Here is a 13,753-nt window from a genome sequence, read left to right on the forward strand (position 1 = left end):
GTTCACGACACCAGCTAGGAAACCCCCGAAATGCCCAAGACTCTCCCGGAAGGTGCACAGCGGCTTGTCTTCGGCGGTCTCGTCGTCGTGCTCGTCGCCTTCGGCATATACCTGAGCTTGGGCGGGTTCGGAGGCGGTAGCGGGGGCGAGGGACAGCAAGCCGACGAGGGGTCCCCCAGAAACGGGCAGGACAGTGGCGATCCGGCCACGGCTGCTCCCAGCCCCATCGAAACGACGGATACCAAGGATATGGAAGTCCTGGAATGGTTTCCGTTCAGCGAGGACGAGTTCAAGGCGGCCGCGGCAACGGCTCAAGGTTACGCCGAGGCGTACGGCACCATCGACTACACGAAGTCCCCCGAGGAGTACTACAAGCCGATGGAGGAACTCGCGACCGACGACTTCGCGGAGTCCGTCGAGGAGAGTTCGGGTGCTGGTGCGCTGTGGCAGGAGCGGGCCGAAGAGGAGATCGTTACTGAGGGACGCGCAAATGTGGAGTCGGTCCGGAGTTTCGATGACGAGTCGATCATCTTCGTCGTCAAGAGCCAGTCGGTCCCCGAAGGCGACAACGGAGATACGGAAGATCTCGGGGATTTCGCCATCACTGTGGTGAAGTCAGGCGGAGAGTGGGGAGTGTATGACTTCCAGCCGGCCGATGTGGGCAACCTCGGTGAAGGCTGATGCTCTCCCCGCGTCGTCAAGTGCGAGAACGGAAGTCGGGTGTGCTGAAATCGGAGTACGTCCACCCGCGTAACACCACACCCCCCAACGCGGCAGGTGGCTGAATGCTCTCCCGCTTCGTTACCCCCACTCCATCCGATCAGGGATCGTGCGCCACTCGGCTCGCGATCGCTGTTGGCGTGTTTCTGGCGGGCATCGTCGTACTCGCCATCATCGTGATCCCGACCGCCATCATGAACCCTGGCGTGCTCAACATCGCGGGTGGGCTGCAATGCACTACTGACGAGACCGCGGAGCAGGCCGAAAGCAGTAGTTACGCCGAGGATTCGATCCCCGAGAACTACCTGGAGATCTACCGGGAGACAGGAGAGGACAAGGGGATCCCGTGGAACATCCTCGCCGGCGTCGGCCAGGTGGAGAGTAAGCACGGTCGGTGGGACGGCCCCGGCATCACAGAAGGACACAATGACTGGGGCGCCGCGGGACCGATGCAGTTCGGTGCGCTCGATGGTTCAGCGGCGGGCAACAGTTGGGGCGGCGAGCCGGTAATGGATGCCGACGAGCGTCCGGAAGAGGGGTACGGCCAGGACGGCAACGATGACGGTGTCGTCAGTGTCTATGATCCCGCCGACGCCATTCCGGCTGCCGCGGACTACCTGATCGAGCATGGCGCCGAAGAGGACATGCGTCAGGCGATCTTCGGTTACAACCACGCCTGGTGGTACGTGGACGATGTCACTGACTGGGCCGACCGGTACGCCGATGGCGACTTCGAAACGAGTTCCGATGTCGAGACCGCGGTCAATTGTGAGGTCAACGAGGACGGCGACCCGATCGCGCAGGCTCCCGACGAACTGACGCAGCAAGTGGTTGACTGGGCGATGGATCAGCGAGGAAAACCGTATCTCTGGGGCGGAACGGGGCCGAATGCGTTCGACTGCTCAGGGCTGACGATGCGGGCCTACGAGAGTATCGGTGTCACGATTCCGCGGGTCTCGCAGGACCAGTGGGGATTCGGCCCGGAAGTTTCCCAGGGTGAGGAACAACCAGGTGACCTGGTCTTTTTCGACGTCCAGCGTGCAGGTGAACCGGGGGGACCTGGACATGTCGGCATGGTGATCGGTGACGGCCTGATGGTGGAAGCATGGTGCACCGACTGCGGCCCAATTGCTACCCGAGAGTACGACGATCCAAGCCGAGCTGACATCTTGGGGTTCACCCGCCCCCTGGAGCACCCTGATGTTAAGGCGCAACTGGAGAGCTAAGGACAGCTATCATCGCGCCTTGAGTGCCGCTCCCAGATAAGGATTCACCATGGCTAAGCGAGAGAAAGAAGGTCTGCATGGATGGCGAGCATTTTTTGTTGTATTTCTTTCGGGGACGATTGCGGCGCTGCTAGTTTTCGGTGCTGCTGTTGGCATCTTTAGATTTTTCTTCTCATCGCTTGTATCTGGAGGAGGGCAGCAAGCTGGAGCTGAACCTAGAGAGTCGTTACCTCCTGGCCAGTTAGATCTTTGCGAACAAGCTGAATCGTCCTTGGAGGGCGATCATTTAATTGAGCGCGTGGATACAGGAGAGCCGGACGATAGCGCAGAAAGTGACCCATCTGCCGACGTCAGGACGGTAGAAGATGAATGTCAATGGAAAATCGAGGATCGAAGCGAGTCTGAGTCTGAGCGCGTCGAGTGGGACCTTACCTTATCCTATACGGCAATCGCTGACTCTTCTGGAAAGCCGAAGGAAGATATCGCCGATGAGAGATTTAAGGAAGTGCAGAACGGTTTAGAAAGTGATTTCTCTGAGGTTGGTTTGCAAACAGAGACGGGGGAGGTTGGCGACGAAGCCTATTATCTGAATGGGTCTTCAGGTGAAGACCCCCAAGAAATTCTATATTCACTTGCAGTAAAAACAAATAGCAGCTTTTACAAGATCAGCATGTCTGGCGGGAATCTGGGTGGCGATATAAATAGCATTGACCCAGAGCCTTTCGATTCCGTCGTTTATTCCATGGACAAAGATTTGGATTGGCGTTTAAATAATTGGATTAATTAATTGAGATCTAATGAATCTCACCCATTCTTTATTGGGGATTATTATTTGATTGGAATCTGATTTTTCTGAATCGCGAATTGCGATATTTTTGAAGCTGTCGAAGTGGGTTACCTCGACGCACTCCTGCCCAGTCCCAGTGCTGTAGCTGCTCTTCTTCCATCTGAGGGGGCGGGGGTCAAGCATGTGCCTTACTCCATGAGTTCATCGATGAGCTTCCTCATGTACGTGTCCGACTCTGTGCTGCTGAGCGCTGATTCGTAGACACTGTCATAGGTCATCCTATAGCTCTCGATTTCCTCTGGCTCTTCCCGGAAGAAGCCTTTGTGTCCGTCGTCGATGAAGACCACGGGATCGTCCTGCTCGTTGGCGAAGTCGAGGATGACGAAGTGGCCGCCGAGTCCTCTGTGGGCGCCCACCGAGTCGGGAAGTACGCGGATGGTCGCTTTGCCCTGCTGATTGAGCAGGCACAAGTGGATTATCTGCTCGGACATCGTCAGTGGTCCGCCAACGTTCTTTCGCAGCGCAGCTTCATCGATCACCGCTTCGACGGTGGGGCTCTCGCGTTCGAGGAGATCTTGGCGTCGTAGTCGTGCTTCCAGCCGGCGTTGGACCTCGGCCTCGTTGGTGACGCCGAACCCACGGATGACAGCCTTCGCGTAGTTCGGAGTCTGAAGCAGTCCAGGTACAAGCATGCCGCTGTAGAACCGGAGCCCAGTCGCGGTTGTTTCGAGCGCTACGTAGGCACCCGTGCCGAGGACGTCAGTGTAGTGGGCCCACCACCCCTTCGTGCTGGCCTGCTTGGCCATTGCGACCAGCGCATCCTGCCTCTCGGGGGCAGTCACTTGGTAGAGCGCCGCGAGGCTGCGCAGGTCGTCTTCCTTCAGTCGCTTCCACTCGCCGCGTTCTAGGCGGTTCACCTTCGTTTGGTTCCACCCCATCCGCTCAGCGACGTAGGTAGAGGAGAGGCCTGCTTCCTCGCGCATGCGCTTGAGTTCGGCTGAGAGGCGGCGGTGCCGTGCGGTGTAACCGTGACTCTTCGCCATGAACTCCTCCTGGGGCGGTTGATGCCCTAGTGATCCTAGAGCCTTCCGTCGATCCACAAATTAGCGGACGTCTTGATGATTCAATTGAAACTTAGCGGACGCTATATATACTTAGTGTAAGTGGTCGAGCACACAGGAGTGGTCGACCAGGTAGTCCAGGTGGTGAACCCTCATGCCAGACAACCGGTCCAACCCCCATCCCGTCCTCAGCTCTCCTCTTCACCCCCTCACCCTTCTCGCGAAGGAGTTGGAGGCTCGGGGCTTGGAGGCGTCCGTCGACTTCTCGGTGTCCGTTGTCGACGCCTATTCCCCTGGTGGTCCTGGTGTCGCTTCCGCGGCGCACCAGCGGGTGATCCTGCGTCCCGACGCGGTGACGGCGCACCCGTGGTGGTGGCTGCTGTGGCCGGGGGAGCGGTTTGAGCGTGAGGCGGCGGAGCCCGAGGTGACGTGTCTGCTTCCCGTCGAGCGCGTCGAGGAAGTGGCGCGCAGGGGCCGCAACATTCTCATCCTCGACAGCACCGAGTGAACGAAGCCAGGGCACGAATAAGCGGCCGCGTCCTGGCTTCGCGGCCGCCACCCCAGTGAAAGCCCTTGCAAATGCCCGAATCCGCCCCGCTGCCTACCAGGGCGGGAGCCAACCACCCCCGGTACCCCGCGCACCGACCCAGGAGTCCCAATGTCGGCCACCCACCTTCCCGGCGGTCCGCCCACCCCCTGCGCCTTCGTGCGAGAGGTCGGGGGTCGGCCGCTCACCCGCTACGAACTCCGCAAGCGCCGGACACTCGCCGAGACCGCCGGCCAGACTTGGGCGTTCTTCGCCGCGTGGGAAAGCATCCCCTACGTCGCCGCCATCAGCGTCGCAATGCTTATCGGCCAGGCACCCGGCATCGACTGATCCAGATTCGCGCTGGTCCTGAGCATTTCGGGACTTCGCGAGCGGTTGAGGCTCGAAATGCTCAAGACCAGCACTCAAGCGCGGGTTGACAGGCGGTATCGGCGTCCCGTTATGTATCAGCGGTGTCGGGTGCTTAGCGGAGTGATCGGAGGGTGGTGTGTCTGAAGAGAACGAGCCGCGCAAGCATATTACGGAGGCTCTGGCCGGAAAAGCGTTCGTTCCGGAAACCCATGAACAGCGCGAGGAACGCGAAGCGACTGAGGACTATGTCAAGTGCGCCGCGGCTCGCTACCTCCCTCTGTAAAGAGGCAGAGCCCGAGAAGATAGCGCTCTACGAAGAGAAGTGGGGCCAATGCCACGGCGTTCTCCGTGATATCTACGGAACGAGTTCCGAGGAACGTCAGAAGAAATTCGTGACTACTCTTCGTTGCTCCGCCAGCTCCCGGGTGAACCCGAATGATGGAGAGGTTGAGCGAACGAGAAAAGCAGACAGTAACTCGAAGGCGACTCCGGCGCCTCACTCCGCCAGGTCGACCCGAACGAGAGCCCGCAGAGCGGCCGCACGCTGTGCTGATCGGAGGACAGCAGGCGTCAGGGAAAACTACTACACAGGGCTTCGTTCATCAGAGCCTTGGTGTGCGGAACGCGGCGTCGTACGACGGTTGTTGCGGGGCGGGACGTTGATGACGTCGGATCTCGATGGTCGGGTCTGTTGGCCTGCTCAGGCGGGGGTTGGCTCCGGCGCGGTCGCGCCGAAGGGGCCGTAGGTCTCGCCGCCGACTCGTGCGGCTTCGTCGATGTAGTGGGCTAGTGCCTCTCGGGAGCGGGTCAGCGTGTCTACCTGGTCGTCCAAGCGGCGCAGCCGGGTCCGCATGGCTGCCAGGAGCTCGGGGCAACCGGCGAGTTCGGGGGTTTCTCCGGTCGCGCATGGCAGCAGGTAAGCGATGTCCTCGGTTGACAGTCCGGCGTTGAGGAGGTGCCGGATCTGCTTCACCTTGACGACATCCGCCTGGTCGTACACCCGGTATCCGGCCGTGGTGCGGTCCGGCTCCAGCAGTCCTTGTGCTTCGTAGTACCGCAACTGATGGGCGTTGACCTCAGTCCGACGGCTCAACTCTCCGATGTGCAACGTTCCTCCTTGACCTTCACACCGGTATCAACGTTCACCATGTCGCTATGGCTTCCCAAACGAATCCTGACGTGACAATCATCGGCCTGGGGCTCATGGGTAGGGCGCTGGCGGGCGCGCTGCTCAAGGCGGGACACCAGGTCACCGTGTGGAACCGCACGGCCGCCAAGGCAGAGGAACTGCTGGCTCAGGGGGCACTGCTTGCCGACTCGGCCAACAGTGCGGTCACCGCCAGCCCGGTGACCATCACGTGTGTCGCTGACTACCCGTCACTACAACAAGCGTTCGCCCCAGTCTCCGATGAGCTCGATGGTCGACTCCTGGTCAACCTAACGTCGGGCGACTCAGCGCAGGCCCGCGATATGGCCCGATGGACCGAGCAACGAGGCGCCCACTATCTCGACGGTGCGATCATGGCGGTCCCGCCGACCATCGGCACCGCCGACGCAGTGATCCTGCTGAGCGGCTCCAAGACCGCCTTCGACAGTCAGCGGTCCGTCCTCGACGCGCTCGGAACCGCCACCCATCTCGGTGCGGACCACGGCCTGTCTGCCCTGTACGACGTCGCCGGCCTGAGCATGATGTGGGGCGTCCTGAACGCCTGGCTCCAGGGCGTTGCCCTGCTTGCAACCGCCGGCATCGACGCGTCCACCTATACGCCGTTCGCGGTGCAGATGGCGCAGGGAACGGCCGGGTGGCTGGAAGGTTATGCCGACCAGGTCGACAGTGGCACCTACCCGCCCGACGACGCGACGCTCGCCACCCACGCGGGTGGAATGGCCCACCTCGTTGAGGAGAGCGAAAGGCTGGGCGTCAACGCGGAGCTCCCGAGGCTGTTCAAGTCGCTGGTGGACCGGGCGATCACTGCCGGCCAAGCAGGAAAGAGCTACCCCGCTCTGGTCGAGCAGTTCAACCAGGAGTCGAGGACCTCATGACAGGCAACACGGATGACACGGGGGATCGCGTCACCGATCTGCTGGCGGCGTACATCTCGGTGTGGAACGAGCGGAACCCGCGAACGAGACAGACGATCGGTGCCGGGGTCTTCACCTCGGACGCGTACTACGTCGACCCCAACACCTCGACCCAGGGCAGGTCAGCGATCGACACCTATGTCGCAGGCTGGCAGGAACAGTTCCCCGGCTTCGTCTTCGTCCTCGGTGAGGTGAGCAGCCACCACGATGTCGCGCACTTCGGCTGGAGCTTCGGCCCACCCGGCGGACCACCAGCAGCGACGGGCGGGGACGTCGTGGTGATCGAGCAAGGCCGAATCAGCAAGATCTACGGCTTCTTCGGCTAGCCGCTGAGGGCTCCGTTGCTGTGCGTGCGGACTCCTCCTGGATCGCTACGGAGCTGTGACCAGCGCTGTCATCACCTACCCCGACTTTGGAACCGCTCTGCCCACGAACCAGCTTGCGAGGTTGGCGCTTTTCCCCGATCTTGTCTTGGATTTCTCGCGCTGCACTCCTACCAATGGTGGTGGCGAGCTAACCGCACACACCTCACGATCTCCGTCTCTCTTCCCGTTCGCGGAACGTTTTCCAGATACGTGCCGGAACCGCGATTCGGTCGGCGACGAATGACCGGAAACTCGGGGCAGCGATCTCGTCTCCGGATCTCCCGAGCGTGTAGCACCAGACTCGCTCTTCCCCCGGGGGCGCCCGGCCCGCCCAGTCCCCGCGGCGCTCGTTCTGGCCGAACTTGGCCAAACACGGTACGTATCCGACCTCCGCGCCGTTCGTTACGCTCGCCTTACTTCGCTTCTCTCATGCGCGAGTTGCATAACAGGCGGACAGCGAGGTGCCTGTGTCCGAACCTCTCGCCACCACAGTGCGTCTGGCCAGCGCTGGAACCCTACTAACGCTACTCGTGGCGTGCAGTTCGTCCTCGCCCTCGCAAGATGAGGACAGCGAGCCAGATGGGGCCGCTGAGATCGATTTCAGCGGCCCCATCTGGCTCGATGCGGACGAGGGGGGTCCTGGTCGTCGCGGACGAGGGAGAACCCTGCGGCACGCCTCTGGCTGAGATCGCCTTCCCGGACCAGCTACCCGAGTCCCTGGCCTCCATTTTCAATCCGGAGTGGCAAGACGCGTTCTCCCCGGACTGGCGACATGTGGCGAGCGGGTCGGAAGAAGGCACGATACGTGTCTGGGAACTCGACAAAACAGCCATGGCCTACACCGAGAGGTACACACTCGGAGCGGACGAAGGCAGCCACGAAGGGGCATCGAAGTTCTACCACCACCCAAAGTTCGCGCCAGATGGCGAGACGCTCTGGTTCGGAGTCTCCTCCAGCGACGAGAACTCACTGGGCCACATCCCCTACGAGGACCACACATCCGTCTACGGCGCCCAGGATGGCGGCTCGCTGCTGGCCTTCGACGAGCCGTGGACCGTAGACGATTCCGGAACCGTTCTCACAGAGAGCGAGAATGTTGAGACGGAAAGTGTTGAGGTCGACGGTGCGGTTATGGAGTTCGAGTACTGGGTGAACGACGCCGGAGAGATCGTGAATCCCGACCAGGACTCGGGTCCCCTCATCGAGTTCCCCGGTACCAACAACCTGTTCGGGGCCCCGGTCGGCTATTCGGCCATCCACCAGCTCTCACCCACCGAGTTCCTTATGGGGACGTCGTCTGGCTACTCTTCCGATTTCCAGGAAATCCTGGACAGCTATGGGGAGATAGCCCACGCGACCATCGACCCGGACCAGGGCACCTTCGAACTGGAGCAGCGCGTCCCGGCCGACGCCGAGTCACGGCTCGCCGACTGGACCCTCGTGCACCCCGACGGGACAACGGTGTACCTGGGATTCGACGAAAACGAAGACGAAGACGAAGACCGGGAAGACTGGGAGGCGTACTCGGCGTCCCTCGCCCCAGAAGACGACGAAGAACCGCAGGACCTCGACCCAGAGTTTTCCTGCCTCGCCGGGAAGGACATCTCGTGGTCCTGAACCCGTCCCCCTGCCATTGCCGTCGACAGGTCGAACTCCGCGGCTCTATGGGGGCGAAGACCGGCTTCGGCGATGAAGCCGTCGAGCGGCCCGTCGAGTCAGGCCCTTTCTGTTCGCCTCCTCTGGTCATCTCCGCCACCCGCGGCGGCAAGTCGTACATCGGCTGTCCTCCTGAACGCCACCAAGACGCCGGACTACGGGTGTGGCTGCCGGCGCCGCTGGCCCGGACGCTGCCGAAGGTGGAGCTGGAGCGGCACTGAGCGCGGCCCGCGCCGGCTCCGGCCCCCCTGAAGGTGGTGGGGTCGCGGAAAGGCCTCCTAGACTTCCCGGGGTGTCCGATCGCCGTGCGCGGTAGCCCCCTGGAGTTGCGAGTATGCCGGAAGCCGACGAGTTCACGCGGAAGGCCGTGTCCGGTTCCGGCGCGGCCTCTTCCCCGCCCGACACCGCCACCGACGCCCCCTCTCCGGCCCGCAGCTACGGCCTGCACCTGGGCAGCAAGGACAGCTACGAGGTCGACCGCCAGGCCATCAGCGGGCTTCTCGAACGGTTCCCGGAAGGCGTCGTGCGGTCCGGTTCCGATCAACCCCCATCAAGGATTCGCTTATGTCCGACAAAGATTCCACACCGAAGAAGCGGGAGATCCCGGGGAGACGCGCGTTCTCCGCGGGATATGGCCTCGGCTCGCTCATTACCCTCGTGACCATAGGTTCGATAGTGGGGGTTGTCCGGTTGGGTATCCCGGATTCCGGATCAGGGGAGAGCGCGTCTCCGCCGAACGGTGAACGGGAGGTGAGCGCGCCTTCGGTGGCCCCCGAACTTGTGGACGGGATCGCTGAGGTATGCGGTCGTCTCGACGAGGAAGCCGAGCTGTTTTCCGGACCCCGGACGCAGCGGGTGCCCCCGGAAGACTCCGCGGTTGACTCCGCCACCGCCAGTCCCGGTGCGCAGCCCCGCACGGTAGAGGACAGATGCGAGTGGGCCGTCCACAGGCAGGACGAGAGGTTCGGGGCCGTCGCTCTTGAGTACACCGCTTTCCTGGGCGGCTCCGCGGGTGAGTCGAAAGAGGCGGCGGCGGAAGAGCTTTTCCGGGAAAAGAAGTTGGATGCCCGGGTGGAGTCGGAGGAGGTTCTTGAGGTTTTTACGTCCCCAGAGGGTTCGGGTTCGTTGGACAAGTCCTATGCGGTGTTCACCGAGCCCAGCGCCGGCGTACTCCGGTACTCGTTCGTAGGGATGCAGCAGAGTGCCGCGTTCGTGGTTGAGGTCGAAGCCGATAAAGCCGACGGGTCCGATGGTCCTCTGGAGGAGGGCGGCCCTGTGGAGCAGATGAACGAGATCAAGCTCGCCGTGCGGGATATTGTCGATCCCGTTGGCTCCGACTTCGGGAGAATGATTCCGGACTAGGGCGGACCATTCACCGGCACATCGCGCCGATTACCTCTGTGAAGTGCGGGAACTCCTCGCGGGCCTGTCGGACGATCGCCGCCGGCTCCCGGCGGCCGCCAGGGGCGTTCCGCTCGGCGATCCGGACCAGATCGGGATCGACGGGCCCCGGTTCGCGTTCCTCGGTGACCTCGTGCGGACCCCACCCTTGGGCCAGCAGCCATAGGAAAGAGCCCACGTCGCTGGCCATTACCGCGATCTCGCCCTCCGATCCGAGGTAGACCACGGGCTGCGCCTCCAGGGGGCGCCCTTCCCGGGTTAGCCACAGCCCGGTGTACCCGCCGGCCCCCTCCATGCAGAAGAAGCGGAACTCCCGTCCGTCGACCTCGTCGTTTCCGGTCCACAGCCGGAACCACCACGCGGTTTCCTCGGGGGCTTCGAACTCCTCGTACATCTGGAACTCGGGATGAGAACTACTCCCGTACTTCGCCAGGTCCGCCAATGCCGGGGGGAAAGCATGCTCGTTCATGCCGGGATCCTAGTGTCCCCCGGCGACACCGGCTCCATGGTTCCTGCCCAGGGTCGGAGGACGGGTCCGGTGTGCCGGGACCGAGTACCGGCCGGCTCCCTGCCGACCGGTGCCCTAGCCGGTTTCGGAGCCGGGCTCGGCCTGGATCGCGGTCACGCAGCGGGCCAGCAGGCCGCGTAGGGTCTCCTGTTCCTCAGGGGCCAGTTCCGCCAGGATCCGCTGTTCGATCCGGCCCGCCCGCTCGTCCGCCCGCCGCAGCAGTTCGGCGCCGGTATCCGTGACCCGGACCTCCAGGGCGTTCTGGTGCCAGGGGTGCGGGGTGCGTTCGATCAGGCCCCGCTCGTCGAGGTTGCGTAGGACGGCTGTCATCGCCTGCGGGCTCACCAGGCAGGCGCGTGCCAGCGCGGCCGAGGAGATTCCGGGGTTGTCGGCCAGCGCGAGCAGCGCCGCGTACTGCGCCACGGTCAGCGACACGTCTTTCAGCGCCGCCGCTTTCGCGGACATGAGGGCCTGCTCGGTGCGTTTGATGTCCAGGCCGAGCCGGTCCTGTGCGGGCAGCGTCATGCACTCAAGGTTACAGCCGCGGATAATGATCAAGAGTTGCACCTTTATCAACCCATTGATAGATATCTGGGTATGGATTACACGACGGCTGACTCATCCGGAACGGCAGTGCTCATCACCGGGGCCACACAAGGGCTCGGCTACCACCTCGCCGCTGCGCTCGCCGGGACAGGCGCCACCCTGCTGCTGCACGGCCGGGACCCCGCCCGGCTGGACGCCACCGCGAAGGAGATCCGTGGTGCGGCCCCCGCCTGCACTGTGCGCACCTACACCGCTGATCTCGCCGATCTGGACCAGGTCCGCGACCTCGCCGCGCGCGTCCGCGCCGCGGAACCGCGACTGGACGTTCTGGTGAACAACGCCGCAGTCGGCGGTGGAACGGACACCGCGCGCCGCGAAGTCAGCCCGCAGGGGCACGAGCTGCGCCTCGCCGTGAACCACCTGGCCCCCACCACGCTTACCCGCGGCCTACGCGAGCTGCTGGGATCCTCCGCCCCCGCGCGGGTGGTCAACGTCGCCTCACTGGGCCAGGAGGCGATCGACCTCGACGATGTGCAGTTGCAACGCCGGTATGAGGGGGTGCACGCATACTGCCGCAGCAAGCTCGCGCTGATCATGGGCACGTTCGACCTCGCCGAGGAGCTCCGCGGGAGCGGGGTCACGGCCAACGCGCTGCACCCGGCGCACCTGATGCCCACCCAGATGGTGCGGCAGAGCGGATTCACCCCCGAGACGCGCCTGGCTGACGGCGTGGCGCCCACCATGCGGCTCGTCTGCGACCCCGCGCTCGCCGGAACCACGGGCCGCTACTTCGACCGGTTCGCCGACCAACCCGCCCACCACCAGGCATACGCCCCCGAGGCCCGGCGCCGCCTCGCTGAGATCACCACCGCTCTGACAAGCGGCTGAGCGCTGGCAGCCATGCCCAGGCGGTGCCGCCCCGCTGGACGTTCAGGCGTTGAAGAGCCGCTCCGCGTTCCCGTGCAGCACCGCGCGCAGCCAGTCGTCGTCCGGGGCGACGTCGCGCAGCGCCCGGAGCTGCTCGACGTAGGGGTAGGGGATGTTCGGGAAGTCGGTGCCGAGCAGGATCCGGTCCTGAAGATGTTTCAGGCGCGGCAGCTCCGCGGTGGGGAACGGGGCCGACCGTTCGGTGAAGCGGGTGAACACCATGGTGGTGTCCAGGTGCACGCGCTCGTAGCGTTTCGCGAGGTCCATGAACTCGCTGTACTCGGGTGAGCCGAAGTGCGCGATGATCGCCGTGAGGTCGGGGTGTTCCTTCAACACCCCGGCGAACGGATCGGGGCCGGTGAAGGCCCCGCCGTGCGGGCCCGAGCCGCAGTGCACCACCACGGGGGTCCCGGAGTCGGCCAGCGCGCCCCAGACATCGCTGAGGAGGGGATCGCGCGGGTCGTAGCCGCCTACCTGCAGATGGGCCTTGAACACGCGCGCCCCGGAGTTGATCGCGCCGGCGACGTACCTGGCGGCGCCCTTCTCGGGGTAGAAGGTCGCGCTGTGGAGGCAGTCGGGGTGGCCGGCGGCGAAGTCGGCGGTCCAGGCGTTCAGCCACTCGGCCATCGCCGGCCGGTGCGGGTAGGTCAGGGCGGTGAAGCGCAGCACCCCGAAGGCACGGAGCAGTTCGACCCGTTCCGCTTCGTTGCCCCGGTAGTTGATCGGCCATACGCCCTCACCGAGGTCGTCGAAGTAGGACCACACCTTGCGCAGCACGTTGTCGGGCATGAAGTGGGTGTGGACGTCGATGATGCCGGGCAGCCCGAGCTCCCGCCACAGCTCGCGTGTGGCGGCGATCCCGTCGTCGCGCTGCCCACCTCTCGGATCCGCTGTCACGACCGCCACTCTAGGGCTTTCGGTGGAACGTGTGACCGGCGGTGTACCGAGAGCGATAACAGGGCGGGCCGACTGGCCGGGGCGGGTCATCGCCGCCCGGACCGGTGGACGGATCGCCGCGGGTAGGCGGGTGTGCGGTAGCTTTTCCGGAATTATTGGTCCTGGCGCCGAGCCCCGCGTCTGACCTGGGGAGTCCGCGGAAAAGCCGTTCAAGGGGCTGGCGAAGAAGGCCAGCGGGAAGAGGCCCGGCGGCGGGAAGCCGAAGAAGGGCGGCAAGGGCGAATAAAGGCTGAGCGCTGGTCTTGCGGGGTGGTCCCTCCGCGCGCGGAGGGACCACCCCGCAAGACCAGCGAGGCCGAGCGCGTGCCTGGTGAGCGGCCTCACCTTTAACCCACCAGGGGTGGAGTGCGTAGAATGAGGCTATATGTCTGGTCTGACGACTTTTCTGTGCACGGCGCTGATCGCCATGTCACTCACGAGCACCGATGACGGCCTGTGTCGCCGCCGGTGCCGCCGCGCGGCCTGAGCCGCGCCCTCAGCGCCCCTGGCCACCCTGGCCCTGTCCTTCTCGGGACAGCGGAAGCCAGACCCGTCCGACCTGTATCGCGGTCCGACCGACCAGCCACCCGGGCAATCCCCTTTCTGATCCGGTTCGTTCGGTCGCACGGCCGCCCGTAAC

The 13,753-nt window shown here is 64.0% G+C and carries 18 protein-coding genes; 12 read left to right on the forward strand and 6 right to left on the reverse strand.

Going from position 1 to position 13,753, the window contains the following annotated elements:
* Nucleotides 1-30: 30 nt before the first annotated feature.
* The 3 genes from F4561_RS03070 to F4561_RS03080 all read left to right on the forward strand — a co-directional run bounded on the left by F4561_RS03070 (nt 31) and on the right by F4561_RS03080 (nt 2,733).
* Complete coding sequence (locus tag F4561_RS03070) at nt 31-681, forward strand: hypothetical protein (RefSeq protein WP_184574563.1); 651 nt, start codon at nt 31-33, stop codon at nt 679-681.
* 104 nt (nt 682-785) lie between these two features.
* Entirely contained in the window at nt 786-1,946 is a 1,161-nt protein-coding gene (locus F4561_RS03075) for a C40 family peptidase (RefSeq protein WP_184574565.1), read from the forward strand.
* A 49-nt stretch (nt 1,947-1,995) separates the two neighbouring features.
* Nucleotides 1,996-2,733, forward strand: coding sequence for a hypothetical protein (locus tag F4561_RS03080; RefSeq protein ID WP_184574567.1), 738 nt, complete (start codon nt 1,996-1,998; stop codon nt 2,731-2,733).
* On the opposite strand, the gene F4561_RS03085 is transcribed toward F4561_RS03080, so the two are convergent.
* Entirely contained in the window at nt 2,713-2,916 is a 204-nt protein-coding gene (locus F4561_RS03085) for a DUF397 domain-containing protein (protein ID WP_184574569.1), read from the reverse strand. The genes F4561_RS03080 and F4561_RS03085 overlap by 21 nt on opposite strands.
* Before the next feature lie 5 nt (nt 2,917-2,921).
* Entirely contained in the window at nt 2,922-3,776 is an 855-nt protein-coding gene (locus tag F4561_RS03090; RefSeq protein WP_184574571.1) for a helix-turn-helix domain-containing protein, read from the reverse strand.
* Between the two features lie 172 nt (nt 3,777-3,948).
* Here F4561_RS03090 and F4561_RS03095 point away from each other — a divergent pair, with 172 nt between their 5' ends.
* The 3 genes from F4561_RS03095 (at nt 3,949) to F4561_RS33890 (ending at nt 5,355) form a co-directional block, all read left to right on the forward strand.
* Entirely contained in the window at nt 3,949-4,302 is a 354-nt protein-coding gene (locus tag F4561_RS03095; RefSeq protein ID WP_184574573.1) for a hypothetical protein, read from the forward strand.
* A 150-nt stretch (nt 4,303-4,452) separates the two neighbouring features.
* Entirely contained in the window at nt 4,453-4,671 is a 219-nt protein-coding gene (locus tag F4561_RS03100; protein ID WP_184574575.1) for a hypothetical protein, read from the forward strand.
* Nucleotides 4,672-5,130: 459 nt separating this feature from the next.
* Nucleotides 5,131-5,355 (forward strand): zeta toxin family protein, encoded by a 225-nt coding sequence (locus F4561_RS33890; RefSeq protein ID WP_376773688.1) that lies wholly within the window; start codon nt 5,131-5,133, stop codon nt 5,353-5,355.
* 37 nt (nt 5,356-5,392) lie between these two features.
* Here F4561_RS33890 and F4561_RS03110 read toward each other — a convergent pair whose 3' ends face one another.
* A complete protein-coding gene (locus tag F4561_RS03110) occupies nt 5,393-5,800 on the reverse strand; it encodes a MerR family transcriptional regulator (protein WP_184574579.1) in 408 nt (135 codons plus the stop codon).
* Nucleotides 5,801-5,847: 47 nt separating this feature from the next.
* On the opposite strand from F4561_RS03110, the gene F4561_RS03115 reads away from it, so the two are divergent.
* The 5 genes from F4561_RS03115 (at nt 5,848) to F4561_RS03140 (ending at nt 10,157) form a co-directional block, all read left to right on the forward strand.
* Entirely contained in the window at nt 5,848-6,735 is an 888-nt protein-coding gene (locus F4561_RS03115; RefSeq protein WP_184574581.1) for an NAD(P)-dependent oxidoreductase, read from the forward strand.
* Nucleotides 6,732-7,100, forward strand: coding sequence for a nuclear transport factor 2 family protein (locus F4561_RS03120; RefSeq protein ID WP_184574583.1), 369 nt, complete (start codon nt 6,732-6,734; stop codon nt 7,098-7,100). The genes F4561_RS03115 and F4561_RS03120 overlap by 4 nt, the downstream gene beginning before the upstream one ends.
* Nucleotides 7,101-7,700: 600 nt before the next feature.
* Nucleotides 7,701-8,756 (forward strand): WD40 repeat domain-containing protein, encoded by a 1,056-nt coding sequence (locus F4561_RS03125; protein WP_184574585.1) that lies wholly within the window; start codon nt 7,701-7,703, stop codon nt 8,754-8,756.
* Between the two features lie 47 nt (nt 8,757-8,803).
* Nucleotides 8,804-9,016, forward strand: a complete 213-nt coding sequence (locus tag F4561_RS03130) for a hypothetical protein (protein ID WP_184574587.1) — start codon at nt 8,804-8,806, stop codon at nt 9,014-9,016.
* Nucleotides 9,017-9,359: 343 nt separating this feature from the next.
* A complete protein-coding gene (locus F4561_RS03140) occupies nt 9,360-10,157 on the forward strand; it encodes a hypothetical protein (protein ID WP_184574591.1) in 798 nt (265 codons plus the stop codon).
* Between the two features lie 10 nt (nt 10,158-10,167).
* On the opposite strand, the gene F4561_RS03145 is transcribed toward F4561_RS03140, so the two are convergent.
* Together F4561_RS03145 and F4561_RS03150 are read right to left on the reverse strand one after the other, a co-directional pair.
* Nucleotides 10,168-10,665, reverse strand: coding sequence for an SMI1/KNR4 family protein (locus tag F4561_RS03145; protein ID WP_184574593.1), 498 nt, complete (start codon nt 10,663-10,665; stop codon nt 10,168-10,170).
* Nucleotides 10,666-10,779: 114 nt separating this feature from the next.
* Nucleotides 10,780-11,229 carry a MarR family winged helix-turn-helix transcriptional regulator gene (locus tag F4561_RS03150; RefSeq protein ID WP_221445348.1) on the reverse strand — a complete coding sequence of 150 codons (450 nt, stop codon included), beginning with the start codon at nt 11,227-11,229 and terminating at the stop codon, nt 10,780-10,782.
* Between the two features lie 72 nt (nt 11,230-11,301).
* On the opposite strand from F4561_RS03150, the gene F4561_RS03155 reads away from it, so the two are divergent.
* Entirely contained in the window at nt 11,302-12,138 is an 837-nt protein-coding gene (locus F4561_RS03155; RefSeq protein WP_184574595.1) for an SDR family NAD(P)-dependent oxidoreductase, read from the forward strand.
* Between the two features lie 42 nt (nt 12,139-12,180).
* Here F4561_RS03155 and F4561_RS03160 read toward each other — a convergent pair whose 3' ends face one another.
* Nucleotides 12,181-13,074, reverse strand: a complete 894-nt coding sequence (locus F4561_RS03160; protein ID WP_312885116.1) for an amidohydrolase family protein — start codon at nt 13,072-13,074, stop codon at nt 12,181-12,183.
* Nucleotides 13,075-13,753: the final 679 nt, after the last annotated feature.

Origin of the sequence: Lipingzhangella halophila (assembly GCF_014203805.1) — a bacterium.
GTDB lineage: Bacteria > Actinomycetota > Actinomycetes > Streptosporangiales > Streptosporangiaceae > Lipingzhangella > Lipingzhangella halophila.